Origin of the sequence: Paracoccus sp. S1E-3, from assembly GCF_013868135.1 — a bacterium.
Taxonomy (GTDB): Bacteria; Pseudomonadota; Alphaproteobacteria; order Rhodobacterales; family Rhodobacteraceae; genus Paracoccus.
The window spans coordinates 180,719-203,088 of sequence record NZ_JACEMU010000004.1; the positions used below are offsets into that span (position 1 = coordinate 180,719).

Below are 22,370 nucleotides of genomic sequence, written 5' to 3' on the forward strand. Positions count from 1 at the left end.
GTCTGGTGGCGGGCAGGTCGGCAGCGAGTCGCCCGCTTGGTGTCTCACCTGCCTTTTGGGACAGGTTATGGTTAAGCAGAACTGCATATTTCCTAACAATCCCTAAAGATTTCCTTCTAGGTCGGACGTTGCACATGCGATTTCGGCAACGCACGTTAAAGTTGTGTGAACTTTGCCGCGACATCACCGCACAGGAGGATTCGCGATGAGCTTCATGAACGACCCCGCCATCTTCGATACTGCTTCGCAACATGCGCCGCTGCTGCGCCCGGCCGTGCTGATTCGTGCCGCCAGGGCGGGACAGGCCGGATGGCGGCGCGAGCGGGATCTGCCGCGCCTGTTGGGGCGTGAAACGCTGCCGTCAAACCCGGCAGCGCTGCGGATTCTGCGCGGCGCGGAGCAGGCAGCCGACACCGCCCGGCGCGAGGGACGCGCCGATTATGATCTGCATCGCCATGTGCGGCTGATCATTGCGCTTCTGGCCGAACTTCGCCTTCAGGCCGAGGCGATTCCGCAGGCTACCAGCAACGTGATTGCCTTCAACGCCCGCGGAACAACCCGCCCAGCACGCCGCGCATGATGCGCGGGGCGGAGCGGCCAAGTTCACGCGCGACACTTTTGCCGAAGGTCTCCAGCACCGTGTCGCTGCCGGAACGGCGTTTGGTGGAATCGCTACGGGATTTGCTGCCAGATCTGCCGTCGTTATTGACGGGAATGGTCAGCTTCGGGTCATAGCGGCGGGCGCGGGTGAATTTCTCATCCGGCTTGCCGCCGACCTCCCACAGATCCGCATCATCTGCCGCTGGGGCGGCGACAGCCTGCGCTTCCGCAGCGGCCTCGGCAGCCCGCTTGCCCATCAGTTCCGAAGCAGATTCGCGGTCCAGAGTCTTGTTATATTTCACGTCCATGGGCGAGGCGGCAATGATCGCCGCACGCTCGGCTTCGGTGATCGGCCCCAATTGCGAGAATGGGGGGCGGATCAGCGTGCGCATCACCACGCCCGGCACCCCCTTTGGGTCCAGGAACGAGGTCACCGCTTCGCCGGTCCCGACCTGCTGGATCGCCTCGGCGGTATCGAAATCGGGATTGGGGCGATAGTTTTCGGCTGCCAGCCGCAACGCCTTCTGGTCCTTGGCGGTAAAGGCGCGCAAGGCATGCTGCACGCGATTGCCCAGCTGGCCCAGGATTTCTTCGGGCACATCGGTGGGATTCTGGCTGATGAACCAGACGCTGACACCCTTGGACCGGATCAGCCGCGCCACCTGTTCGACCTTGTCCACCAGCGCCTTGGGCGCGTCATCGAACAGCAGATGCGCCTCGTCGAAGAAGAAGGCGCAGACCGGCTTGGCCGGGTCGCCGATCTCGGGCAACTGCTCGAACAGTTCCGACAGCAGCCACAACAGAAAGGTTGAATAGAGCCGCGGCGCGTTCATCAGCTTGTCCGCCGCCAGGATATTGATCACACCTTTCCCCGAGGCGTCCTGCCGGATGATGTCCGACAGTTGCAACGCCGGTTCGCCAAACAGCTTGTTGCCGCCTTCGCCTTCCAGCACCAGCAACGCGCGCTGGATCGCCCCGACCGAGGCGGCGCTGATATTGCCATAGCTCAGCGACAGATCGGCCGCATTCTGCCCGATCCAGAGCAGCATCGCCTGCAGATCCTTCAGATCCAGCAGCGCCAGCCCCTGTTCGTCGGCAACGCGGAAGGCGATGTTCAGCACCCCTTCCTGCACGTCGGTCAGGTTCAGCAGCCGGGCGAGCAGCAGCGGTCCCATCTCGGCCGGCGTGGTGCGGACCGGATGGCCCTTTTCACCGAAAACGTCCCAGAAAGTCACCGGATAAGACTGATATTGCAGATCAATTCCAATCTGCTCGGCGCGTTTGGCAAAGCTGTCATGCAGTTTGCCTTCGGCCGAGCCCGCCTTGGCCATGCCGGCCAGGTCGCCCTTAACATCGGCCAGAAACACCGGTACCCCGGCCTGCGAGAGTGATTCGGCCAGCGTCTGCAGCGTTACGGTCTTGCCGGTCCCCGTCGCGCCCGCGATCAGGCCATGCCGATTGGCATATTTCATCAGCAGCGTTTCGGGTTCGCCGTAATTCGGCCCTGCGCCGCCAACGAAAATACTGCCATTGTCCAGGTCGATCACGTTCATCCGGGGCCTCAGTGGTGCTTTTTTGCCGAAGCGCGAAACATGCGCACGGAAAGAGAATACTAAGTTAATTAATTTGTGCCAGACTGGGGTTGTTCACGGGGCCTTCGGTCCCTTCCTGAACACTTCCTCCCTGTTGGACTGCCGCGCCCTCGGGCGCGGCTTTTTTCGTTTCCCCAACATTAATGAACTATCCGAAAGGATAGTTGACTGTCGGGGGCACCGCACATTACCGTCCCATCAATCATGATGACCGGCCAGTCCGGCAGGGAGAGAAGGGTCACGCTCGCGTGGCCCTTTTTTGATCCTTATCAGACCGTTACACCGAGGTTCTTGCCACAATCCCGTGACGGAACTGTGACAGCAGGTTTTTTCGTTCGGCCCTGACATTCCGTTGCGCAGGTGCTAACCCTGCTGCGACCGCATTCACGGAAGGAGACATGCATGTCACCGAAAATCACCTCGACCGCGCTGGCGGCGATTCTCGCGCTGAGCGCGGCGCCGCTGATGGCGCAAACCGCGACCGAGACCCCGGCACCGGCGCCCACGGATGCTGCACCTGCGACCGATGCTGCGCCCGCGCCTGGCACAGATACCGCACCTGCGCCGGCCACCGATGCCGCACCCGCCGCAGACGCAGCGCCCGCGCCGACTGCGCCCGCACCTGCCGCCCCGGCCGAGGCCCCTGCTGCAGCCACCACTGAGACGCCGGCCCCGGCGCCCGCAGGCGCGGCTACGGGCGAACCGCAGGTTGGCGCCTATTATGTGGCCGAGACCTTCGATTCCTGGCAGATGCGCTGCATCAAGACCGAGAACGACGCCGATCCCTGCGAGCTGTATCAGTTGATGAAGGACGGCGAGGGCAACTCCGTCGCGGAAATGACCCTGATCCCGCTGGCCAATGGCGGCCAGGCGGCGGCGGGCGCGACGGTGGTGTCGCCGCTGGAAACCGATCTGCAGCAAGGGATCAAGCTGAAGGTCGATTCGGGCGCGGTCAAAGCCTATCCGTTCAATTTCTGCGCCCCTGTCGGCTGCGTCTCGCGCGTGGGGCTGACCGCGGATGAGCTGGCCGGTCTGAAGCGCGGCAACACCGCCACCATCAGCGTGCTGCCCTACGGGGCGCCGAAGGAAGCCGTGGTGAACCTGAACCTGTCGTTGAAAGGCTTCACCGCCGCCTATGCCGCGCTGGAAACCTCGGTGAAAGAGATGCGTGCCAAGGCCGAAGCAGCCGAAGCCGCCGCCCCGGCAGCACCGGCACCGGCGACTGACGCCCCGGCCGCCCCTGCGCAGTAAGCGGATCGCAAGACAAAACACAGAAGGGGGCCGCAAGGCCCCCTTTTTTTCACGCGGGTCGGAGGTACCGGGATCAGACGTGCTTGATGATCCGGCGCTTGACCAGCCGCGAGGTTGAAACGGGCCGCGTATCGGCGGGCTCGGGCAGGGCGAGGACGATGCGGCGCAGCATATCTATCGCCTCGTCGCTTTTGACCGGCAGCGATTTCGCCGCGACGGGGGCGCCGATGGTGATCTGATATTGCTGATCGGCCTTGTTCAACACCTCGTGGAAAAGGGTCACGTCGCGCAGGGTCGGATGGATGGCGTCGAACAGATAGAACAGGATCGAATTGCGCGCCCGGATCCGCAACGGAATCACCGGCACGTCCATCTTGCGCGCGATCATCGCCGCCGAGGCCATCCAGGGCCGTTCATGCAGCGTCAGGCCGCGCCGTTTGGCGAGCCGGCCAGAGGGGAAGATCAGCCCGATTCGGTCCCTGGCCAGCCAGTCGCGGGTCTGTTCCATCGTCGCGCGGGTCTTGGCGTGGGTGCGCTTTTCCAGCCGCCATTCGACCGGCACGATCAGATCCTCAAGCTGCGGCAGGACGCGCAGAATATCCTGATTTGTATAGATAAACAGGTCGGGTCGCACCCGTCTGATCAGCGAATACAACACGATCCCGTCGGCGATTCCCGTCGGATGATTGGCCACGATCAGCGCCGGGCCGTCCTTGGGGATATGTTCCAGCCCGGAAACCTCGAGATCGCGGATGATCATCCGCTCCATCCGGGCGAAGATTTCCGCCGTGGGGGCATCGCGGAATTCGGCGCCCAGTTCCAGCGTACGGGGATAACCGAGCATCCGCATGAGCAGCCGCCGGGCCAGCGTATGGTGCAGCCGGCCTGAAAAAAGCCATGGCGCCCGTTCTTCGACAAGCGGGTCGAGACGGTGCTGCATCTCGTCGCGAGGAGTGATGTGCGCGCGGGTCATGGCGTCAGACTATCTTGCCCCCGCCCGGACCTGCAAGAGGGGGGCAGGGGCAAGATTTCAGGCGGCGTTGCGGATGCGCGTCACCATTTCCGACAGGTTTTTCGACAGCTTCGGTGTAGCCAGAATCCGATCCAGCGCGGCGCGGGCTTTCTCCTGCCGGGCCGGGTCGTATTTGCGCCAGCTGTCAAAGGCGCTCGACATGCGGGCGGCGATCTGAGGGTTCAGCGGGTCCATCTTCAGCAGCCAGTCGGCGAGAAAATCATAGCCCGATCCATCCGCCGCGTGGAAAGCGGCGTGATTCGCCGTGAGGCCGCCGATCAGAGCGCGGAAACGGTTCGGGTTTTTCCAGTCGAAGTCGGGATGAGCCGCAAGGCCGCGCGCCACCGCCACCGCCTGTGCGGGTTCGGTGTTCAGCGGCTGCAGCATGAACCACATGTCGATGACCAATCGGACATTCTTGAATTCGTTATAGAATGCCTTCACCTCGGTGTCGCCCCGGCCGGCCGCGATCAGGGCGGCAAGGGCGGCGGCGCGTTCGGTCATGTTATTGGCCGAGGCATAGAGCGCGGCGGCATGCTCGCCGCCGTCGATATGGTTCAGCAGCCCCAACGCGGCCAGCCGCAGCGACCGCTTTCCGGCCGAATCGGCATCCGGGCTGAAGCTGCCGGTGAGGACGCTGTCCTGATAGACCGCCTCCAGCGCGGATTGATGGCTGCGGGCGATCTCTGAGGCGAGGGCCTCGCGGGCGGCATGGATCGCATCGGGGTCGGGCACGCCACCGGCATCGCTCACGGCGGTGGCGATCTCCTCCTCGGCGGGGAGTTTCAGGCACAGCGCGCGATAGGCGGGATCCAGCGCCGGGTCGGCGAGAAGCCGCCCAATCGCCGCCAGATATTCCGCATCCGGCGCCGCCCCCCGGATCATGGCCAGAAGCGTGTCGCGCGCCAGTTCGCGCGCCGCTTCCCAACGGGCGAAGGGGTCGGTGTCATGGGCCAGCAGGAAGGCCCGGTCCGAGGCCGAGAGGTCACGCTTCAGGACCACCGGCGCGGAAAAACCCCGCAGGGCCGAGACCATCGGCCGCGTCGCCAGACCGTCGAAGGTGAAGTCCTGCGCGGCTTCGGTCATTTCCAGAACGGTGGTCGGCACCACCTCGTCCCCATTGGGTGACAATAGCCCCACGGCGATCGGGATCACGCGGGCAGGCTTGTCCTGCTGGCCCGGCGTGGGCGGCGTCGACTGGGTGAAGCGCAGCGTCAGGCGCCCGGCGTCGGCATCCCAATCCTCGGTCATGGTCAGGATCGGGGTGCCGGCATCGGTATACCAGCGTTTGAACTGGGTCAGGTCGCGACCGGTCGCGTCCTCGAACACTTTCAGCCAGTCCTCGATGGTGGCGGCATCGCCATCATGGCGGTCGAAATACAGATCCAGCGCCCGGCGATAGCTGTCGTCGCCGATCAGCGTCTTCAGCATACCGATCACCTCGGCCCCTTTTTCATAGACGGTGGCGGTATAGAAATTGTTGATCTCGATATAGGATTCCGGCCGCACGGGATGGGCCAGCGGACCCTGATCCTCGCGGAACTGGCGCGCGCGCAGGGTCAGCACGTCATTGATGCGCTTCACCGGCGCGCTGCGCATGTCGGCGGTGAACTGCTGGTCGCGGAAGACCGTCAGGCCCTCCTTCAGACACAGCTGGAACCAGTCGCGGCAGGTGATGCGATTGCCGGTCCAGTTGTGGAAATATTCGTGGCCGATCACACCTTCGATCCGTTCATAGTCGCCATCGGTCGCAGTTTCGGGCGACGCAAGGACCAGCTTGGAGTTGAAGATGTTCAACCCCTTGTTCTCCATCGCGCCCATGTTGAAATCGTCGACGGCGACGATATTGAACACATCGAGATCGTATTCGCGTCCGTAGGCTTCCTCGTCCCATTTCATCGACCGGATCAGGCTGTCGAGCGCGTAACCGGCGCGCGGCTCGTCACCGGGGCGGACCCAGACATTCAGGTCGACGGACTGCCCCGACATGGTGGTGAATTCGCCCGAAACGGCGCGCAGATCGCCCGCCACCAGCGCGAACAGATAGGCGGGTTTCTTCCAGGGATCCTGCCAGACGGCCAGTCCCGGTTCCTCGCGCAGAGGATTGCCGTTCGACAGCAGCACCGGCAGATCGGAATGGATGGTCACCTCGAAAGGGGCCATCACATCGGGGCGATCGGGGTAGGGGGTGATATGGCGAAAGCCCTCGGCCTCGCATTGGGTGCAGAACATGCCGTTCGACAGATACAGACCTTCGAAGGCGGTATTGGCCGAGGGGTCGATGGTGACCTCGCTCTGCAGGGTGAAGCGGGCAGGCAGAGCGGCGTGGATGGTCAGCGTCTCGGCCGCGCGAGTCCAGTCCGCCGGCGTCAGGTCGACCCCGTCAACCGCCAGCCGGTGCAATATCACGCCGGCGCCGATATCCAGCACCAGATCGCCGGCAAGCACGCGTTCCATGTCCAGAGCGGCCTGAACCACGGTGGCCTTCGGATCCAGGGCGAAATCCAGCCGCACCTGCCTGATCTCGAAAGGATAGGGGCGATAATCCGCCAGCAGATGCGGGGTCTGTTGGGATTGGGCAGCGGGCATATGCGGGCCTTTCGGAAAATGCTTTGCAAATGGGAACTTGTCCTGTCTCTCCGAGTTAAGCGCAAGATAGCCGCCTCGCAAGCCGCTGGGGTTTTCCTGCGGCGAATAACGAACCGGCAGATATTCTGAAGGAGACCTACATGGCCAACTACGATCCGAACGATCCGAACAAGACAACCGTGCGCGAAACCTATGTCGAGCCGGTCGAAAAGCGCTCGTCGCCGCTGCCGCTGATCATCGGCATCCTGCTGGCTCTGGCGCTCGCTTACTTCGTGCTGACCCGCTTCATGGGCAACGACGATACCGTCGTGGTAGAGGAGCCCGCCGTGACCGCGCCGGCTGAAACTGCGCCCGCCGCCGCGGCGACCGATGCAGAAGCCGCCGCCGACAACGCCGCCGCCGCCGCCGACAGTGCGACCGAAGCCGCCAGCGATGCCGCTGCCGCCGCAGGTGACGCCGTCGAGGCTGCGGGTGAGGCCGCCGTTGCTGCGGGCGACGCCGCCGCGACCACCGCGGGCGAAGCCGCTTCGGATGCCGCCACCGCCGTTGAAGGCGCGGCTTCGGACGCAGCGACGGCCGCCGGCGAGGCTGCCTCGGATGCCGCAAGGGCTGTCGAAGGCGCGGCCAGCGACGCCGCGGACGCCATTGAAGGCACCACGACCGAAACTCCGGCCGTGCCGCCTGCGACCACCACGACCCCGCCCGCCAACTGATCCCGGACGGACGCAAAGCGGCGCAAATCGCGCCATCGGGGCCGCTGCACCAACGTGCAGCGGCCTTTTTGCACCTGTTTCAAAAGTTTCAATGACCCGCCAGGACATTTTCACAAGCTTACCGGGCGCCAATTGCTTGTGAACCATTCTTTCGCAATGATACACCTTTCCCGACCGACATCGGAGGGAGATGGCGATGAAGATTGGCGCATTGAAGGAAAGCCAGGATGGCGAAGCGCGGGTGGCGATCACGCCCTCCACGACGGCGCATCTGAAAAAGCTTGGACATGAAGTGCATATCGAAACCGGCGCGGGTGCGCGGGCCGGGTTCTCGGATGCGGATTACGAGGCGGCGGGGGTGATCATTCATCCCACGCCCAAGGCCCTGACCGAGGCCGTCGACGTGGTGGTGAAGGTTCGCCCCCCCGAAGATGCCGAAATCAAGCGGATGCATGAAGGCCAGACGCTGATTTCCTATTTCTACCCGGCCCAGAATGCCGCATTGCTGGAAGCCGCGCGCGTGCAGGGCGTCACCGCCATCGCGATGGACATGGTGCCGCGCATCAGCCGCGCGCAGAAGATGGACGCACTGTCCTCGATGGCCAATATCGCCGGCTACCGGGCGGTGATCGAGGCGGCGAACAATTTCGGCCGCTTCTTCACCGGCCAGGTGACGGCCGCGGGCAAGGTGCCCCCGGCCAAGGTGCTGGTGGTGGGTGCGGGCGTGGCCGGTCTGGCCGCGATCGGCACCGCGGTCAGCCTGGGCGCGCAGGTCTATGCCTTCGACGTCCGCCCCGAAGTCGCCGAGCAGATCGAATCGATGGGCGCGGAGTTCGTCTTCCTCGAATTCGACGAACCGGCGCAGGACGGCGCGGCCACGGGCGGCTATGCGGCCCCTTCCAGCCCCGAATTCCGCGAGAAGCAGCTGGCGAAGTTCCGCGAGCTGGCCCCGCAGATGGACATCGTCATCACCACCGCGCTGATCCCCGGCCGCGATGCTCCGATCCTTTGGACGAAGGACATGATCGAGGCGATGAAGCCCGGCAGCGTCATCGTCGACCTGGCCGCTGAAAAAGGCGGCAATGCCGAACTGACCCAGCCGGACGAAAAGATCGTCACCGAAAACGGCGTCACCATCATCGGCTACACCGACTTCCCTTCGCGGATGGCCACCCAGTCTTCCGAGCTTTACGGCAATAACATCCGCCATTTCCTGACCGATCTGACGCCCGCCAAGGACGGCAAGATCGTGCAGAACATGGAAGACGACGTGATCCGGGGCGCCACCGTCACCCATGACGGCGACATCACCTATCCGCCGCCGCCGCCCAAGATCGCCGCCATCGCGGCGCAGAAGCCGAAGGAAAAGAAGAAAGAACTGACGCCCGAGGAGCGCCGCGCCGCCGAGGTCGCCGCCTTCAAGGCCCAGACCCGGTCACAGGTCACGCTGCTGGCCGCGGGCGCGGTCGTCATGCTGCTGGTCGGGCTGTTCGCGCCGGCCTCGTTCCTGTCGCATTTCATCGTCTTCGTGCTGGCCGTCTTCGTGGGCTTCCAGGTGATCTGGAATGTCAGTCATTCGCTGCACACGCCCTTGATGGCGATCACCAACGCCATCTCCTCGATCATTATCGTGGGGGCGCTGATGCAGATCGGCTCGGGCTCGTGGCTGGTGGTCCTGCTGGCCATGCTGGCGGTGCTGATGGCCGGCATCAACATCTTCGGCGGCTTCCTGGTCACGCGCCGGATGCTCGCCATGTTCCAGAAATCGTAAGGAGGGCGCCATGGAGCAAGTGGTCGTTATTTCCGATCCCGCCGTGCCCGCCCACCTGATGGCGGCGCTGCCAGAATTCGGCTTCACCACCGCCGCTTACGTGGTGGCGGCGGTGCTATTCATCCTGTCGCTGGGCGGTCTTTCGGGGCAGGAAAGCGCCAAGCGTGCGGTCTGGTACGGCATTGCCGGCATGACGCTCGCCGTGGTGGCGACGCTGCTGGGGCCGGGCTCGGGCAACTGGCTGCTGTCGCTGGTGATGATCGCCATCGGCGGCGCCATCGGCTGGGTGGTGGCCAAGCGTGTCCAGATGACCGAGATGCCGCAGCTGGTCGCCGCCATGCACTCGCTGGTCGGGCTGGCGGCGGTCTTCGTCGGCTTCAACGCCCAGTTCGAACTGGGCCGCGTCACCCGTCTGCTGCGCAACAACGCCGCCCAGACCTTCGAGGGCTTTGCCGCCGTGCTGGCCCACAAGACCCCGCCCGAAATCGCCATGCTGAAGATCGAGGTCGCGCTCGGCATCTTCATTGGTGCGGTGACCTTCACCGGCTCGGTCGTGGCCTATGGCAAGCTGGCCGGCAAGATCGACGGCAAGCCGCGGAAGCTGCCGGGCGGCCATCTGCTGAACGCCGGTGCTCTGGCGCTGGTGGTGCTGTTCACGATCCTTTACTGCGCCGGCGTCGGTCCGGGCACCTTCTGGCTGCTGCTGATTACTGCGCTCGCCTTCTTCATCGGCTGGCACCTGATCATGGGGATCGGCGGCGCCGACATGCCGGTCGTGGTCTCGATGCTGAACAGCTATTCCGGCTGGGCGGCGGCGATGATCGGCTTCACGCTGGGCAATGACCTGCTGATCGTGGTCGGCGCGCTGGTGGGGTCCTCGGGTGCGATCCTGTCCTACATCATGTGCAAGGCGATGAACCGCAACTTCGTCAGCGTGATCCTGGGCGGCTTTGGGGGCACCACCGGTCCGGCGGCGGAAATCGAGGGCGAGCAGATCGCCATCGACGCCGAAGGCGTAGCGGCGGCCCTGAACGAGGCCGACAGCGTCATCATTGTGCCGGGCTACGGCATGGCGGTGGCGCAGGCGCAGGGGCCGGTGTCGGAACTGACCCGCAAGCTGCGCGCCGCCGGCAAGGAGGTCCGCTTCGCGATCCATCCGGTCGCCGGGCGCCTGCCGGGGCATATGAACGTGCTGCTGGCCGAGGCAAAGGTGCCTTACGACATCGTCATGGAGATGGACGAGATCAACGAGGATTTCCCCAACACCGACGTGGTGATCGTGATCGGCTCGAACGACATCGTGAACCCGGCTGCACAGGAGGACCCCAACAGCCCCATCGCCGGCATGCCGGTGCTGGAGGTCTGGAAGGCCAAGAACGTCTTCGTCAGCAAACGGGGGCAGGGGACCGGCTATTCCGGCATCGAGAACCCCTTGTTCTACAAGGAAAATACCCGGATGTTCTATGGCGATGCCAAGGATTCCGTGAACGCGCTGCTGCCCCTGATCGAATAAGGGATCGCGCAAAGAACAAAGGGCGGCGCCGACGCGCCGCCCTTTTGCCATTGTGTCAACAGGTTACGGATAGATCATGATCGGCGTGCCATCGGGGACCATGGCATAGATATCCTCGATCTCGGCATCGGTCACGGCGATGCAGCCCACGGTCCAGTCGCGCTTGGTGGCGACGCGGCCCTCGGGACCCTGGCCATGGATGAAAATGTCGCTGCCCACCTGCAGGCCCTGGGCCAGGGCGCGGGCCTTGTCGGCCTCGTTCGGATAGGAGATCCCGACCGAGAGGTGATAGCGCGAATTAGGATTGCGCCGGTCGATATAGTAGAGCCCCTCGGGAGTCTTGCCGTCGCCTTCGTATTCCTTGTTGCCGACCGGGGCATAACCGAGACCAAAATTATAGGACTTGATCGGGCGGGTGCCGGAATAGAATGTCATCACGCGGCGCGACTTGAACACGTCGATGCGGGTGACGGGCGGCCCGGAATAGGTCTTGAACTTGGGATCGGTGGTCGAGCAGCTGGCAATCGCCAGCAGGCTGGCGCCGCCCAGCATCAGTTTCAGGAAGTCCCGCCGCATCCGTTATCCTTTCATGCGCCCGCCGTTTTGCGCCGCATTGTGACCGCTGGGGCAGGGCGGTGCAATGCGGCCACGCTTCACGAGGGCTTGAGCAGCCCATCCTTACGTCCCGCTTTGTGGATCGCAGCGGCCCGGCTAACCTGCCGGAATGGATCGCAATCTTGACCACCCATTGCGCACCACATTGGTGAACGAACTGCACGCCCGGCCATCGCCACGGGTGCGGGCGCCGTGCCATGCCGTCTATCTGGCCTTCAAGGAACCGCGCGAGGCCGCCGCCCGCGACCGCAGCCTTGACGTCGCCCATCTCGCGCAGTTGGCACATCGCCACGGTGCGCCCAAACCCGACGAGGAGACGAGCCATTATGCCGCCCGTCTCGGCCGCTATGACGTGACATGGGAAAGCCATACCGAGTTCGTCAGCTATACCGCCATCGCTGAAGGGCTGCCGGCGCGGCCCTTCGACCCGAGCGCCGCGGCCATCTTCGCCGCCGACTGGCAGGCCAGGGCGCCGGGGCGCCGTGTCACCGCCGTCATGGTGCGGGTCGAGCAGATGCCCGAAGACCAGTCGGGGATCGAGCGCGAACTGGCCGACTGGTTCAGTGTCGACAGCCTCGCGACCTTCTGGGTGCTAGACAAATCGGCGCTTGTCGCCTCGGACTTCCGTATCGACCCGGATGGTTGGATGCGCTTCGCCGTCTTCGTCCGCCCGGATCTGGGGTCGGGGCGCACCGGGCGCATCATCCAGCGCCTGTGCGAGATCGAGACCTATCGCGCCATGTCCATGCTGGGCCTGGAACGCGCGCGAATGCTGTCCGAGCGGCTGAACGCGCTGGAACCCGAACTGGCCGCCATGACCGGAGACATGGAAAACGGTCCCGCCGAAACCACGCTGCATCGACTGCTCTCGGTGGCCGCGCAACTGGAATCGCTGGCCACGCAAAGCGTTTTCCGCTTTGGCGCCACCCGCGCATATGAGGCGATCGCCATGGATCGCGTACGCGCGCTGCGCGAAGAACGCTTCAAGGACAGGCAGTTACTCGGTGAATTTCTGACGCGGCGTTATGATCCGGCGATGCGGACCGTGAAATCGACCGAGGCGCGGCTGAACCAGATGCTGGAACGCACCGGCCGCGCGGGAGAGTTGCTGCGCACCCGCATCGAGGTCGAGCGCAGCGCCCAGAATCAGCAATTGCTGGAAAGCATGGACCACCGGGCCGAGCTGCAACTGCGCCTGCAGCACACGGTCGAGGGACTGTCGGTGGTGGCCATCAGCTATTATGCCGTCGGGCTGCTGGGCTATATGTCGGCGCCGCTGGCGAAATCGGCCGGTATCGACAAGACCGTGCTGATGGCGCTGGCGACACCTGTCGTTGTCGGGCTGGTCTGGCTGGGTTTGCGGCGGCTGAAAGCGGCGATCCATCATTCGTGACTGGACGGGTCGGGGCAGGGCGGCGATAACGCCCCCAAACATGGAGAATCCAATGAAAGTCCTACTCGCCCTTGCCGCTGTTCTGGCCCTGTCCGCTTGCGGGGTCCCGCTGGTTCCGTTCATCTGATCGCCATGACGAAAGCGCTGAAGATATACGGCCTCGACTATTGCTCGACGGTGCAGAAGGCCCGTGCGGCGCTGGAAGGTGCCGGCTGGCGGATTGATTTCCGCGATGTGAAGGCAGACCCTCTCAGCCCGGCGGAGTGGCAGGATATGCTGGACCATTTCGGCGAGAAGCTGGTCAATCGTGCCAGCCTGACCTGGCGCGGCATGTCCGAGGAGGAGCGCGCCTTGCCGCCGGTCGAGATGCTGGCCGCGAAGCCTGCGCTGATGAAACGCCCGGCCATCGACCTTGACGGTCAGTATTTTCTGGGATGGACAGCGAATGTGAAACGTGCGCTCGGCGCCGAATAGCCATTCGGGGCGCGAGGCGCATCTAGTCCTTCCACTTGATCGAGCAGCCCATCGAGGCGACCTGATCGCGCGGGCCAAGACCTGTCTGTGCGATCTGCACCATCGCCTCGAACAGTTCGCGCCGGGCATTGCCGGGGCCGGCCTGGCGCCCCGAAGCATCCAGTCGGCCACGGTATTGCAGCTTGCCCGCGGCATTGTAGCCGAAGAAATCCGGCGTGCATTCCGCGCCATATGCCCGCGCCACATCCTGCGATGCGTCATAAAGATACGGGAAATCGAAGCCATGTTTCGTGGCCTCGGCCTTCATGAATTCCGGCGCGTCCTGCGGATAAGTGGCGACATCATTGGCCGAGATGGCAACGACGCCGACGCCATGATCACGCCGCAGCTCGGCCGCGTCACGGGTGATCCGGTCGATTACGGCCTGAACATATGGGCAGTGATTGCAGATGAACATGACCAGCGTGCCGTTCGGACCCCGCAGGTCATCCAGCCGGTAGAATTGCCCATCAGGATCCGGCAGCACGAAATCCACGATCGGCGCATCGAAATCGCATACCGGTGTTGAAACGGCCATCTTATCCTCGCATTCACGGTCTGGCGTAATAAAGGATGGCGGCGCTGCGACCGCAAGGTCTCGACCAGCGATAGCACTCAGACCGCCTCGCGGATTTTAAGATTGTAGTTACATAATACCGATTATTGATATTACGCATGCTGCCCCATGGGCCTGTGAACCCGTCGAATTGGTAAGGCTTCCCCTCCGCCGCGCCGTAACGTCGGTCGATGTCCTTCGCCCTTTTCCACCGGTCATCACTCCGAACAGTCAGCCTGACGATGAGATGCTGATCGCGATGGTGGCGCAGGCAATTTGGGCGGATCGAGCACGTCACGGCGCGTCGGCTGATGCGGCCTCAAACGACTGCGCGCCCTTGCGAGCGGTCCGCCCATCCCCTACATCTTTTCAGAAAGCCAAAGGATAGCCGCATGGCCATGGAAGCCCACGACATTGAAGCCCTGATCCGCGCTGCGTTCCCCGACGCACAGATCGAGATCACCGACCTTGCCGGCGACGGTAATCATTTCGCTGCCGAAGTCATCGACGAATCCTTTCGTGGCCTGAACCGTGTCCAGCAGCAACGCGCCGTCTATGCGGCGCTCGACGGCAGGATGGACGGCCCGAACGGGCAGTTGCACGCCCTTGCCCTGACCACCAAAGCCCCCGATTGAGGACCCCTCCGATGACCGATGCGCGCGCGCAGATTCAACAGACGCTGGACGAGAACGATGTCGTCCTGTTCATGAAAGGCACCAAGGAAATGCCGCAATGCGGGTTTTCCAGCCGCGTTGCCGGGGTGCTGAACTACATGGGTGTCGCTTACCGCGATGTGAACGTGCTGGCCGATGAGGCTGTGCGCCAGGGCATCAAGGAATATTCCGACTGGCCGACCATTCCCCAGCTTTACGTCAAGGGCGAGTTCATCGGTGGCTGCGATATCGTTACCGAAATGACCCTCTCGGGCGAACTGGACCAGCTGTTCGACCAGAAGGATATCACCTACAACAAGGATGCGGCTGAAAAGATCCGTGCCGCAAACGCCTGATTGGGCACCAGAAAAGCCGCAGCTGATCTTCACGAAAGCCCCGCCCCCAGGCGGGGCTTTCCTTTTGACGCGGCGGCATTTCCTCCCTAACCTGCCCCAGTCAAAAACAATATCCGTGGGAGGAAGAATATGACCATTCGCAATCGTCTGGCCGCAGCCGCACTTGGCCTGTCGGCCTTGGCGGCGCCGCTGGGTGCCAATGCCGCCGAATTCATCAACGTGCTGACCGGTGGCACCTCGGGCGTCTACTACCCGATGGGCGTGGCGCTGTCGAAAATCTATACGCAGGCGCTGCCGGATGCGAAGGTGCAGGTCCAGTCCACCAAGGCCAGCGTCGAGAACCTGAACCTGCTGCAGCAGGGCAAGGGCGAGATCGGCTTTTCGCTGGGCGATTCGGTGAAAATGGCGGCCGAGGGCAATGCCGATGCCGGCTTCCCTGCCCCGCTGGACAAGCTGCGCGGGATTGCCGCGATCTATCCGAACTATATCCAGATCGTTGCCAGCGCCGATTCCGGCATCAAGACCCTGGCGGACCTGAAGGGCAAGTCCGTCTCGGTCGGCGCGCCGAAATCAGGGACCGAGCTGAACGCCCGCGCGATCCTGGAAGCGGCCGGGATGAGCTATGACGATCTCGGCAAGGTCGAGTATCTGCCCTTCGCGGAATCGGTCGAGCTGATGAAGAACCGCCAGATCGATGCCACGCTGCAATCGGCGGGCCTCGGCGTCGCCTCGTTGAAGGACCTGTCGACCTCGATCCCGATCACCGTCGTGTCGGTTCCGGCCGAGGTCACCGAGAAGCTGGGCGCGCCCTATATCGCGGGCGAAATCCCGGCCGGCACTTACGAGGGTCAGGCCGAAACCGTACCCACCGTTGCGGTGATCAACTATCTTATCAGTTCGGATGCGGTCAGCGATGACGTGGCCTATGCGATGACCAAGTCGATGTTCGAAAACCTCGACGAGATGAAGGCCGCCCATGCCGCCGCCAATGACATAGACGTTCAGAAGGCGCTGCTGGGGATGCCGGTGCCCGTCCATCCGGGGGCGCAGAAATATTATGACGAAGTCGGCGTGAAGGCCGAATGATCTGCCGGGCCGAGGCGTTCGCGTCCCGGCCCTTTCCAATTTGCCGAAAGCCCCGACATGACAGACGCCCTTCCCCCGGCCGATCAGGCCGATCTTGGCCTGCACGATCCCCTCGCCGAAAGCTTTCCGCCCAGTCTGCAGGGGCGCCTGCTGTTCTGGATCGCGGTGGCCTTTTCACTGTATCAGATCGCCATCTCGGCGCATCTGATCGGCCTGAACAGTCAGGTTCAACGCGCCATTCACCTTGGTTTTCTGCTGCTGCTGGGCTTTCCGCTGCTGGCGCTGCTGCGCCATTATTCGAAGCCCGTGCAGCTCGTCGCCTGGGGTATGGGCCTTCTGGGGGTGGTGATCGCGGCCTATCAATGGGTCGAATATGTGCCGCTGATGATGCGCGCGGGCGACATCAACGGGGTCGATACCATCATCGGCATCCTGACCATTGTGGCGGTCTTCGCCGCCGCCTGGGTGGTGATGGGCCCTGCCCTGCCCGTGGTGGCCGGCCTTTTTCTGCTCTATGCGCTGTTTGGCGAGTATTTTCCCGGCGCCATGCAGACGCGTGGCTATTCGCTGGAACAGGTTGTCGAACAGATGGCCTTCGGAACCGAGGGCATCTACGGCACGCCGCTTTATGTCAGCGCCACCTATATCTTCCTGTTCATCCTGTTCGGATCCTTCCTGGAAAAGGCCGGGATGATCAAGCTGTTCACCGATGTCTCGCTGGGGCTGGTCGGGCACAGGATGGGCGGGGCGGCCAAGGTGGCTGTCGTGTCCTCTGGTCTGATGGGCACGATTTCGGGGTCGGGCGTGGCCAATGTGGTCACGACCGGACAATTCACCATCCCGCTGATGAAACGCTTCGGCTATCGGCCGGCCTTCGCCGGCGGGGTGGAGGCGACGGCCTCGATGGGTGGGCAGATCATGCCGCCGGTGATGGGGGCCGTGGCCTTCATCATGGCCGAAACCCTGGGCGTGGCCTATGTCGAGATCGTCCGTGCCGCGATCATCCCGGCGATCCTCTATTTCGCCTCCGCCTTCTGGATGGTCCATCTTGAGGCCGGCCGGCGCAATCTGCGCGGGATGGACAGAAAGGACCTGCCCTCCGCCCGCAAGGCGTTGCGGGAAGGTTGGTACCTGATCCTGCCGCTGGCCGTGCTGGTCTTCCTGCTGTTTTCCGGCTTCACGCCGCTTTACGCGGGTGCGGTGGGACTGGCGCTGACGATCATGCTGATCCTCGGGGCCTCGCTGATGCTGGGGCTGCCATCGCCGGTGATCCGCGTGGTGTTCTGGATCGGCCTGGGTCTGCTGGTCGGCTATATGCTGCAAAACCGGATGGAGACAATGCTCTGGCTGGTTGTGGCGGCGCTGCTGGTCCTCAGCGCGTTCACCAATGGCGGCCGCCAGACCATCGCGCAGGTCATCGACAGCCTGGCCGAGGGCGCCAAGACCGCCCTGCCCGTCGGCATCGCCTGCGCGCTGGTGGGCGTCATCATCGGCACCATGACCCTGACCGGCGCCGCCAACACCTTCGGAATTTTCATCGTCAGCGTCGGCGAGAACTCGTTGCTGCTGTCACTGATCCTGACGATGATCACCTGTATCGTGCTGGGCATGGGCATCCCGACCATCCCGAACTACATCATCACCTCCTCGATTGCCGCGCCGGCCCTGCTGGAGCTGGGCGTGCCGCTGATCGTCAGCCACATGTTCGTCTTCTATTTCGGCATCCTCGCCGATCTGACGCCGCCGGTGGCGCTTGCATGCTTTGCGGCTGCCCCCATCGCGCGCGAGTCGGGCTTCAAGATCAGCCTCGAAGCAATCAAGGTCGCGGCGGCCGGTTTCGTCATTCCCTATATGGCGGTCTATACCCCTGCCCTGATGCTGCAGCCCGGCGGCCCGCTGACCGAGGCCATGGGCTTCCCGCTGGCGGTCGTCTACATCGTCGTGAAATGCGTGCTGTGCATCGGGCTCTGGGGGGCGGCCGTGGTCGGGTGGTTGGGCCGCCGCCTGCAGTGGTGGGAACGCGTATTGGCGATGGTCGCCGCCTTCACCCTGATCGCGGCGCTGCCCATGACCGACGAAATCGGCTTTGCGCTGTCCGCGCTTTTCGCCTTCATTCTGTGGAGAGGAAGGCGTCAGGCATGAGTTGCCTGCTGATCGGCGCGGTTGCCCTGACCCTTTCGGGCGATCGCTTCACGCTGGAATGGACCCATTCGATCGAGAAGACCGCCTGGCGTGAGGAATGGATCGTCAATCAGGACGGAATGCGGGTGCTGCGGGCCGCGGTCAAAGGCTCAGGCGCGGGGATGGAGCCGGGGCCGAATGCCGCACTGGTGGATGGATGGTGGGTCTGGCGCCCCAATCTGCCGCCGCAGCCGGAACTGGTTCTGGCGGCATCGGGTGCCACGCCATCGGCGTGGCGGATCTGTGATGGCGCCGACTGCCGCGAATTGGGCGCAACGCCCGGCAAACCGATCGTCCTGCGCCCCTGTCTGAGCCAGTAAAAAAATCCGCCGGTTACGGCGGATTTTTCAGTGATGGGGATCAGCGGCGGGTGCGCCAGTCATCCTCGTCCTCGTCGAGGTAGAGATCGTCATCCTCGTCGAAATAGAGGTCATCCTCGCTGCGCCGCGATGCCAGTGCATTGGCAATGGCCATGCCGACGGCAAAGGCGCCTACCAAACCGATGCCGGGGGCAGCGCGTTCGACCTTGGCCTTCACCTCGTTCAGTTCGTCATTGCCGAGGCCGGCCTTGCTGGCAGCGCCCTTCACCGCATTGCTGGCCATCGCCCCAACACCCGACCCGGCCGTCTTGACAAGATCGCGGGCCTTGTCCGGGGCGCCGCCAAAGAACGCGGCGACATGGGCCTGCGCGTTGTCCACCGCCTCGGTGGCGGTCGACTTCACCTTGTTGATGGCCGCGTCCGCCGCGCCTTGCAGGCGCATTTCGACCTCGGTCTTCAACTCGTCGCCAGTGGGCATCCGGTGGCGCTCCGAGCCGGATTGCGACCAGATCACAAGCCCCACCAGGACGAACACACCCCCGACGATCAGCGAGGCCACTGTCGGTCCGAGTTCGAGGTTCCAGGCCAGCAGGCTCCAGACAGCGGCGATAAGAAAGCCCAAGCCGATCAGCGCGGCCACCGCCGCGCCGAGTTTCAGCGAGGTCCGCCGTGCCTTGTCGCCAAGCGCCAGTTGCAACCTGTTGACATAGTCGAACATCGGATCAGCGGCGCGCCAGGATCAGCCCGACCAGAAAGCCCACGCCCGCAGCAATGCCAAGCGCCTGCGCCGGATTGCGGCGCACCATGTCCGAGACGTCGTCATAATAGCCCTCGGCTGCGTGGCCGGCCTGTTTCAGCTGGCGTTCGCCCTCGCGATACAGCCGCCCGGCTTCCTCGCGTGCGATGCCCGCGTATTCACGGCCCAGATCGCGTGCCGAATCGGCGGCGGCGACCGCTTTCTGCCGGGCGTTATCGGCGAGGTCCTGCACCTTCCCGGCCAATTCCTGCTCTTTCTCGCTGGCGCGATCAACGGCACGGCGTGCCGCACCGCGCGCATCCTCTGCGGCATCCTGCAGATCAGATTTCAGATCGTCAGCGGTATATTCTTTATTGGCCATCACGGCTCTCCTTCTGCATTTGTCGATCTCAGCAGAAGAACGCCTGCGCAGGCGGTCGCGTTCCGCCAGCTGCACTGATAAACGTAAAAAATCGATGTGCAGCGGCGATTGGGGGATGGTACCGCCTCCCCGGCTCGAACGGGGGACCTCTGGATCCACAATCCAGCGCTCTAACCAACTGAGCTAAGGCGGCACGTGGCGGTGATGTAGCGCCACCCGCACAGGGATGCAAGGCCGGACTTGTCGCAAATTTGCGGGCGCGCTAGGACAAAAGAAAAGGAAAGATCATGGGTATCAACAGCGAAAGCGACATTTCGGCCAATCTTCAGATCGGTCCGACGGATCAGGGGATGGTGCGCATCTATGTCGAGGGGGATGGCATCGACCTGCCGCTGGACTTCGACCCCGAGGAGGCCACCGAAATCGCCGAGGAACTGCTGGCGGCCGTCGAGGCCGCGCGCAGCCTTGGCGCGTCGGCCGGCAAAAAAGGCAAGGGCAAGCCCCGCCGCTGAACGGTCACAGCGGGCCGGCCCCCAGCGGGTCGGTCAGCGCCTGCAGGCGAATCGAGGCGACGCGCGCGATGTCCCGCATCAGCCGGCTACGTCGCGCCCCGGCCACTTTCGTCAGCGGTGATTCGCGCAGGATCTCGGCGCCATAAGCGTCGGCGCGGATCAGGCCGGTGTCCGGCGGCAGCAGTTCGTCGGGGAAATCACCGTCGACCGCCCAGAAGAAACGATCGCTCCATTCCAGATAGGATTGCCACTTCCGGTCGCTGATGAAATCGGTCCGGCAGCTTTTGCATTCGACGATCCAGATCTCACCCGCGGGCGAGATCGAGATCACGTCGACGCGCAGCCCGCGCGCCGGGACGAATTCGCACAGGACCGCGTGGTCGAAACTGCGCAGCATCCGCGCCACCCCGCGGGCGAGGCGAAATCCTGGCTGATCGGGCAGAAAAGGGTCCGAGGTCATGCGGCACAACATGAACAAACAGGAAACAAACCGCAAGCCCCCTGCCCCCACATACGCCCTTGAAAGCGGACCGTCCCGCGCCTATTTTTGGGATCCGGCGGGTTTCTGCTCCTCGCGTGTGGGCCACTTTTTCCACTGGCCTATAATTTCTCGATGGGAACTGGCTCTGTCGTGACCCTGGTTACGTTACCCGGTGCCCACCTGGTACTCCAGGCTTTCGGGAAAACCTGCGCCCCACGGTCGCTGCGGTTCTCGCCACAAAGCCGTCCCTTCGGGGGCGGCTTTTTTCATGCCTGCATCAGATACGAAAAAGGGGCGACCCGAAGGCCGCCCCTTCCCCCGAGAGACATCGGGGATGGATTAGAACCCGTAAACCAGCGAAACACCCAGGGTGTTGTCGGTGCGGATCGCGCGCTCTTCCTGATATTCGGTCGAGTACGAGATGCGGGTCGCCAGCTGGTCCGACATCTTGAAGTTGACGCCAAGTTCGTTGGTGATCTCGTCGCCAGCCGAATCCGAGGTCAGATAGTCGGTGTCGTTGGTCAGGAAGATCATGTCGTTGAAGCGGTGGTAGAACCGCGACGACGCGATGTAACCGGTTTCGGTTTCCGAACGCAGGTTGTCGTTTTCGTTGAAATCGACTTGCTGGGTGTAGCGGATACCCACACCAGCCTGGACGCGCCATGCGGTGTCCGGGGTGCTGATGATGCGGTAACCAGGACCGAAGCCCAGGAACGCGTCACGTTTCTTTTTGCCTTCCAGGTCGTCGATCTCGTCCTGGGTCAGCAGGCCGTCTTCCATGTCGTCCAGGTCTTCCTGAACCATGCCGTCCTGGTTGATACGACCCAGAGCGAAGGCATAGAAGCGATCGTTGAAGTAGTATTGCGCGTCATAGATCGCGTAGACTTCTTCTTTGTCTTTGTCGCCATCATCGTCTTCACCGAACTCGATGCCGAGGCCGACCGACTGTGCGAACGGGCCTTGGTTATAGGACATGCGACCGGCCAGTGCGAAGTCCTGGCTTTCGTCATTCCCGGACGAGCCGGCATAGGTCAGCGCCACGCCGCCGAACAGGCCCTGACGACGATCTTGCGGACCAAAACGGTCTGCGTCGTTCGAACGGGCGAAATCGTCTTCAACTGCTTCCTGCACGTCGTCGATGCGGTCGTTCACTTCCGAAACGCCGGACACGTTGGCTCCGGCAGCGATTTCGGTTTGCGCAAAAGCCGGGGCCGACAGCGCCGCGGCGATCGCGGAAGCACCAGCGAGAAGAGCAACTGCTTTCATGGGTTCATCCTCATTTTCTGCATGACGGAGGTTGGGTCCCGTCATTCCTGTCCCGTCAACTACCCCCCTAGGGCCGAGGTTTCCATGCACCGGGACAGATCAAATGCCTCGCAAAAATGTGAGAATTCGGGATGGAACTCATAACTAAACCTATCCTTTTAGTTAGTATTCTGGGGGAAAAAAGGTTTCAAATCAGTCGTTTGCGTTAACTATTGCGTTGCCGAACCCCGTTCACGCGGGATCACAGAGGCTCGAAATCAGGTTACGAAACTGTAACAG

22 protein-coding genes and 1 tRNA gene are annotated in these 22,370 nt (G+C 63.3%); 13 read left to right on the forward strand and 10 right to left on the reverse strand.

The window, feature by feature from the left end; all coding sequences use genetic code 11:
* Nucleotides 1–205: 205 nt before the first annotated feature.
* Nucleotides 206–580 (forward strand): DUF6477 family protein, encoded by a 375-nt coding sequence (locus tag H1S04_RS00915; protein WP_181743687.1) that lies wholly within the window; start codon nt 206–208, stop codon nt 578–580.
* Here the strand turns inward: H1S04_RS00915 and H1S04_RS00920 are convergent.
* Nucleotides 540–2,153 (reverse strand): helicase HerA-like domain-containing protein, encoded by a 1,614-nt coding sequence (locus H1S04_RS00920; RefSeq protein WP_181743688.1) that lies wholly within the window; start codon nt 2,151–2,153, stop codon nt 540–542. The genes H1S04_RS00915 and H1S04_RS00920 overlap by 41 nt on opposite strands.
* Before the next feature lie 441 nt (nt 2,154–2,594).
* Here H1S04_RS00920 and H1S04_RS00925 point away from each other — a divergent pair, with 441 nt between their 5' ends.
* Nucleotides 2,595–3,443, forward strand: coding sequence for an invasion associated locus B family protein (locus H1S04_RS00925; protein ID WP_181743689.1), 849 nt, complete (start codon nt 2,595–2,597; stop codon nt 3,441–3,443).
* A 73-nt stretch (nt 3,444–3,516) separates the two neighbouring features.
* Here the strand turns inward: H1S04_RS00925 and H1S04_RS00930 are convergent, their stop codons facing one another.
* Together H1S04_RS00930 and pepN are read right to left on the reverse strand one after the other, a co-directional pair.
* On the reverse strand, nt 3,517–4,416 hold the full coding sequence (locus H1S04_RS00930; protein ID WP_255435421.1) for a 1-acyl-sn-glycerol-3-phosphate acyltransferase: 900 nt from the start codon (nt 4,414–4,416) through the stop codon (nt 3,517–3,519).
* A 57-nt stretch (nt 4,417–4,473) separates the two neighbouring features.
* Nucleotides 4,474–7,044 carry an aminopeptidase N gene (pepN, locus tag H1S04_RS00935; RefSeq protein ID WP_181743690.1) on the reverse strand — a complete coding sequence of 857 codons (2,571 nt, stop codon included), beginning with the start codon at nt 7,042–7,044 and terminating at the stop codon, nt 4,474–4,476.
* Nucleotides 7,045–7,184: 140 nt separating this feature from the next.
* On the opposite strand from pepN, the gene H1S04_RS00940 reads away from it, so the two are divergent.
* From H1S04_RS00940 to H1S04_RS00950, 3 genes are all read left to right on the forward strand, one after another.
* The gene (locus tag H1S04_RS00940; RefSeq protein WP_181743691.1) at nt 7,185–7,757 is read left to right on the forward strand and encodes a hypothetical protein; all 573 of its coding nucleotides are present in this window, start codon (nt 7,185–7,187) and stop codon (nt 7,755–7,757) included.
* Between the two features lie 196 nt (nt 7,758–7,953).
* Nucleotides 7,954–9,528, forward strand: coding sequence for a Re/Si-specific NAD(P)(+) transhydrogenase subunit alpha (locus tag H1S04_RS00945; protein ID WP_181743692.1), 1,575 nt, complete (start codon nt 7,954–7,956; stop codon nt 9,526–9,528).
* Nucleotides 9,529–9,586: 58 nt separating this feature from the next.
* On the forward strand, nt 9,587–11,041 hold the full coding sequence (locus H1S04_RS00950; protein WP_181745356.1) for an NAD(P)(+) transhydrogenase (Re/Si-specific) subunit beta: 1,455 nt from the start codon (nt 9,587–9,589) through the stop codon (nt 11,039–11,041).
* 63 nt (nt 11,042–11,104) lie between these two features.
* Here H1S04_RS00950 and H1S04_RS00955 read toward each other — a convergent pair whose 3' ends face one another.
* Nucleotides 11,105–11,617, reverse strand: coding sequence for a murein L,D-transpeptidase family protein (locus tag H1S04_RS00955; protein ID WP_181743693.1), 513 nt, complete (start codon nt 11,615–11,617; stop codon nt 11,105–11,107).
* 148 nt (nt 11,618–11,765) lie between these two features.
* Here H1S04_RS00955 and H1S04_RS00960 point away from each other — a divergent pair, with 148 nt between their 5' ends.
* Nucleotides 11,766–13,049, forward strand: a complete 1,284-nt coding sequence (locus H1S04_RS00960; protein WP_181743694.1) for a DUF3422 family protein — start codon at nt 11,766–11,768, stop codon at nt 13,047–13,049.
* Between the two features lie 132 nt (nt 13,050–13,181).
* On the forward strand, nt 13,182–13,523 hold the full coding sequence (locus H1S04_RS00965; protein WP_181743695.1) for an arsenate reductase family protein: 342 nt from the start codon (nt 13,182–13,184) through the stop codon (nt 13,521–13,523).
* 22 nt (nt 13,524–13,545) lie between these two features.
* On the opposite strand, the gene H1S04_RS00970 is transcribed toward H1S04_RS00965, so the two are convergent.
* Nucleotides 13,546–14,100: a thioredoxin family protein gene (locus H1S04_RS00970; protein WP_181743696.1), complete on the reverse strand. Its 555-nt coding sequence runs from the start codon at nt 14,098–14,100 to the stop codon at nt 13,546–13,548.
* 410 nt (nt 14,101–14,510) lie between these two features.
* On the opposite strand from H1S04_RS00970, the gene H1S04_RS00975 reads away from it, so the two are divergent.
* The 5 genes from H1S04_RS00975 to H1S04_RS00995 all read left to right on the forward strand — a co-directional run bounded on the left by H1S04_RS00975 (nt 14,511) and on the right by H1S04_RS00995 (nt 18,714).
* Nucleotides 14,511–14,753: a BolA/IbaG family iron-sulfur metabolism protein gene (locus H1S04_RS00975; RefSeq protein WP_181743697.1), complete on the forward strand. Its 243-nt coding sequence runs from the start codon at nt 14,511–14,513 to the stop codon at nt 14,751–14,753.
* An 11-nt stretch (nt 14,754–14,764) separates the two neighbouring features.
* Nucleotides 14,765–15,127, forward strand: a complete 363-nt coding sequence (grxD, locus tag H1S04_RS00980) for a Grx4 family monothiol glutaredoxin (RefSeq protein WP_181743698.1) — start codon at nt 14,765–14,767, stop codon at nt 15,125–15,127.
* 129 nt (nt 15,128–15,256) lie between these two features.
* Nucleotides 15,257–16,213, forward strand: a complete 957-nt coding sequence (locus H1S04_RS00985) for a TAXI family TRAP transporter solute-binding subunit (protein ID WP_181743699.1) — start codon at nt 15,257–15,259, stop codon at nt 16,211–16,213.
* A 57-nt stretch (nt 16,214–16,270) separates the two neighbouring features.
* On the forward strand, nt 16,271–18,355 hold the full coding sequence (locus tag H1S04_RS00990; protein WP_181743700.1) for a TRAP transporter permease: 2,085 nt from the start codon (nt 16,271–16,273) through the stop codon (nt 18,353–18,355).
* On the forward strand, nt 18,352–18,714 hold the full coding sequence (locus H1S04_RS00995; RefSeq protein WP_181743701.1) for a DUF1850 domain-containing protein: 363 nt from the start codon (nt 18,352–18,354) through the stop codon (nt 18,712–18,714). The genes H1S04_RS00990 and H1S04_RS00995 overlap by 4 nt, the downstream gene beginning before the upstream one ends.
* A gap of 40 nt (nt 18,715–18,754) precedes the next feature.
* On the opposite strand, the gene H1S04_RS01000 is transcribed toward H1S04_RS00995, so the two are convergent.
* From H1S04_RS01000 to H1S04_RS01010, 3 genes are all read right to left on the reverse strand, one after another.
* Nucleotides 18,755–19,432 carry a phage holin family protein gene (locus H1S04_RS01000; protein ID WP_181743702.1) on the reverse strand — a complete coding sequence of 226 codons (678 nt, stop codon included), beginning with the start codon at nt 19,430–19,432 and terminating at the stop codon, nt 18,755–18,757.
* A 4-nt stretch (nt 19,433–19,436) separates the two neighbouring features.
* Nucleotides 19,437–19,832, reverse strand: coding sequence for a YqjD family protein (locus H1S04_RS01005; RefSeq protein ID WP_181743703.1), 396 nt, complete (start codon nt 19,830–19,832; stop codon nt 19,437–19,439).
* A 116-nt stretch (nt 19,833–19,948) separates the two neighbouring features.
* Nucleotides 19,949–20,025, reverse strand: a tRNA-His gene (locus tag H1S04_RS01010).
* 94 nt (nt 20,026–20,119) lie between these two features.
* Between H1S04_RS01010 and H1S04_RS01015 the strand changes: the two genes are divergently transcribed.
* Nucleotides 20,120–20,344 (forward strand): DUF6324 family protein, encoded by a 225-nt coding sequence (locus tag H1S04_RS01015; protein ID WP_181743704.1) that lies wholly within the window; start codon nt 20,120–20,122, stop codon nt 20,342–20,344.
* A 4-nt stretch (nt 20,345–20,348) separates the two neighbouring features.
* Here the strand turns inward: H1S04_RS01015 and H1S04_RS01020 are convergent, their stop codons facing one another.
* Together H1S04_RS01020 and H1S04_RS01025 are read right to left on the reverse strand one after the other, a co-directional pair.
* A complete protein-coding gene (locus H1S04_RS01020) occupies nt 20,349–20,804 on the reverse strand; it encodes an MmcB family DNA repair protein (protein ID WP_181743705.1) in 456 nt (151 codons plus the stop codon).
* A gap of 360 nt (nt 20,805–21,164) precedes the next feature.
* Nucleotides 21,165–22,091 carry a YdiY family protein gene (locus H1S04_RS01025; RefSeq protein WP_181743706.1) on the reverse strand — a complete coding sequence of 309 codons (927 nt, stop codon included), beginning with the start codon at nt 22,089–22,091 and terminating at the stop codon, nt 21,165–21,167.
* Between the last annotated feature and the right edge of the window lie 279 nt (nt 22,092–22,370).

Coding starts and splice junctions, on each gene's coding strand:
- H1S04_RS00915 (WP_181743687.1), top strand. CDS start 206: ATGAGCTTCATGAACGACCCCGCCATCTTCGATACTGCTTCGCAACAT.
- H1S04_RS00920 (WP_181743688.1), bottom strand. CDS start 2,153: ATGAACGTGATCGACCTGGACAATGGCAGTATTTTCGTTGGCGGCGCA.
- H1S04_RS00925 (WP_181743689.1), top strand. CDS start 2,595: ATGTCACCGAAAATCACCTCGACCGCGCTGGCGGCGATTCTCGCGCTG.
- H1S04_RS00930 (WP_255435421.1), bottom strand. CDS start 4,416: ATGACCCGCGCGCACATCACTCCTCGCGACGAGATGCAGCACCGTCTC.
- pepN (WP_181743690.1), bottom strand. CDS start 7,044: ATGCCCGCTGCCCAATCCCAACAGACCCCGCATCTGCTGGCGGATTAT.
- H1S04_RS00940 (WP_181743691.1), top strand. CDS start 7,185: ATGGCCAACTACGATCCGAACGATCCGAACAAGACAACCGTGCGCGAA.
- H1S04_RS00945 (WP_181743692.1), top strand. CDS start 7,954: ATGAAGATTGGCGCATTGAAGGAAAGCCAGGATGGCGAAGCGCGGGTG.
- H1S04_RS00950 (WP_181745356.1), top strand. CDS start 9,587: ATGGCGGCGCTGCCAGAATTCGGCTTCACCACCGCCGCTTACGTGGTG.
- H1S04_RS00955 (WP_181743693.1), bottom strand. CDS start 11,617: ATGCGGCGGGACTTCCTGAAACTGATGCTGGGCGGCGCCAGCCTGCTG.
- H1S04_RS00960 (WP_181743694.1), top strand. CDS start 11,766: ATGGATCGCAATCTTGACCACCCATTGCGCACCACATTGGTGAACGAA.
- H1S04_RS00965 (WP_181743695.1), top strand. CDS start 13,182: ATGACGAAAGCGCTGAAGATATACGGCCTCGACTATTGCTCGACGGTG.
- H1S04_RS00970 (WP_181743696.1), bottom strand. CDS start 14,100: ATGGCCGTTTCAACACCGGTATGCGATTTCGATGCGCCGATCGTGGAT.
- H1S04_RS00975 (WP_181743697.1), top strand. CDS start 14,511: ATGGCCATGGAAGCCCACGACATTGAAGCCCTGATCCGCGCTGCGTTC.
- grxD (WP_181743698.1), top strand. CDS start 14,765: ATGACCGATGCGCGCGCGCAGATTCAACAGACGCTGGACGAGAACGAT.
- H1S04_RS00985 (WP_181743699.1), top strand. CDS start 15,257: ATGACCATTCGCAATCGTCTGGCCGCAGCCGCACTTGGCCTGTCGGCC.
- H1S04_RS00990 (WP_181743700.1), top strand. CDS start 16,271: ATGACAGACGCCCTTCCCCCGGCCGATCAGGCCGATCTTGGCCTGCAC.
- H1S04_RS00995 (WP_181743701.1), top strand. CDS start 18,352: ATGAGTTGCCTGCTGATCGGCGCGGTTGCCCTGACCCTTTCGGGCGAT.
- H1S04_RS01000 (WP_181743702.1), bottom strand. CDS start 19,432: ATGTTCGACTATGTCAACAGGTTGCAACTGGCGCTTGGCGACAAGGCA.
- H1S04_RS01005 (WP_181743703.1), bottom strand. CDS start 19,832: ATGGCCAATAAAGAATATACCGCTGACGATCTGAAATCTGATCTGCAG.
- H1S04_RS01015 (WP_181743704.1), top strand. CDS start 20,120: ATGGGTATCAACAGCGAAAGCGACATTTCGGCCAATCTTCAGATCGGT.
- H1S04_RS01020 (WP_181743705.1), bottom strand. CDS start 20,804: ATGACCTCGGACCCTTTTCTGCCCGATCAGCCAGGATTTCGCCTCGCC.
- H1S04_RS01025 (WP_181743706.1), bottom strand. CDS start 22,091: ATGAAAGCAGTTGCTCTTCTCGCTGGTGCTTCCGCGATCGCCGCGGCG.